The 1,390-nt window shown below is 62.2% G+C and carries 2 protein-coding genes; both read right to left on the reverse strand.

Annotation, left to right across the window (positions count from 1 at the left end):
• Positions 1–687 (reverse strand): hypothetical protein (locus tag BM162_RS22255; RefSeq protein ID WP_143096313.1); only part of this gene is annotated, 687 nt, incomplete at its 3' end.
• A gap of 81 nt (positions 688–768) precedes the next feature.
• On the reverse strand, positions 769–1,390 hold a 622-nt coding region (locus tag BM162_RS22260; protein ID WP_218153173.1), incomplete at its 5' end, for a hypothetical protein.

Below are 1,390 nucleotides of genomic sequence, written 5' to 3' on the forward strand. Positions count from 1 at the left end.
CGTGAGCATGAAGCCGGATTGCTGAGGGAGGTCCTGCTGGGCGGCGAGAGCCATGATCCGATCCGCGATACCATGAGCCCCGGTGCTTTTCGAAGCTCCCTCGATGTCGTCGATGTCGGACTCGGCGCGAGGCGTGGCTTCGAAGGCATCAGGATGACCTGCAGTCCCCCTTTCCTCCGCGGTGGTGGCCTCGGCGGATGACGCCTTCATGGCTTCATCTCCATCCGAGGCCGGCGCTACGACTTGCTCCGTTGCGCTGACCTTCTCGATAGAGCTGTCGGCGGGCTTCTCGGTGACCTCCGGTTGATCGAAGGTGACCTGTGGTTGGCTGCCCAGGATCACGTCCGGCGCGATGGCGGTTTTTTCTGCCGCCTGGGCGTTGTCCGCCGGCTCTTGCCGGACCTGGATATCGATGGTGGCCTGGTCGACCCTTGGACGCCTCGCCTCTTTCGCGATCCTGTCGACCAAGGCAGCGGCTTGAGGCGTGTCGGCCGATCGATCTGACGCAATGGCAGGCGCTGCCACGAGCGGCATCACGGTCGACATGGCCGTGGTATCGTGCAGGGCGCGTTCGGCATGCCGCTCATTCAGATACACCCTGAGTGAATCCTCGGCATTTGCCCGAATATCCTGGATGTCAGGCGCGATTAGGGCGGCGGCGATCGCGGTTGCTGCGTATTTCCACATGGCTCTCTGCATTCCCGTCGGTGATGAAAGGGAGATATGGCCGCTGCAAAGGCCAGAGAAATTGGTTCGAGAGCCGCTTGCTCAGCCCTCGATCTCGAGTCCCTGATCCTTTTCCCGCTTCTTCTCGGATCGATGGTGTTCTTCGATGCGCGCCTGAGCCAATGCTATGGCGGCACGCGAAGTCGCTTCCGATATATTCGGCTCTCCAGCTGCCTGAGCGATTGACGCAATCTGGTTGAAGCGCTCTGCGCGTTTGATCGGATCGGAAATGCCGTCGGCGGCTTGAAGGGCGGCCTTGAGGCGCAAGGACCGGACCATCTCTTGGTCTGGCCCCTTCCCTACCCGTCCGAGGTCTTCCGACTTCACTTCCGCCACCTCTTTCGCGGCGCGCGCAAGATGTCCGCGTTCGGAAATGACGCCCTCCTCCTGGGCGAAGGCAACAGCCTCGCTCATGGACGCAATGCCGGTCTTCTCGGGCGCCTGCGCGAGATGCGCCAGGGAGGCGATAATTCCGTTCCCCCGCGCGGTGTGCTGATCCAGCATGATGGACGCGTCGATTTTCTGCTCGGCCCTACGGTCGCCGTGGGCCTTGGCTGCTTTTCGCATCTGCCTCTGCTCGTCAGGCCTCGCCGAACTGGGAGCAAGTGCACGGCGGATAATTCTCTGCGTGGCTTCCGGATCTTCGAACAGGCGCTCGAGAGAA

It is taken from the genome of Tranquillimonas alkanivorans (assembly GCF_900115595.1).
In the GTDB taxonomy this organism is placed as follows: domain Bacteria; phylum Pseudomonadota; class Alphaproteobacteria; order Rhodobacterales; family Rhodobacteraceae; genus Tranquillimonas; species Tranquillimonas alkanivorans.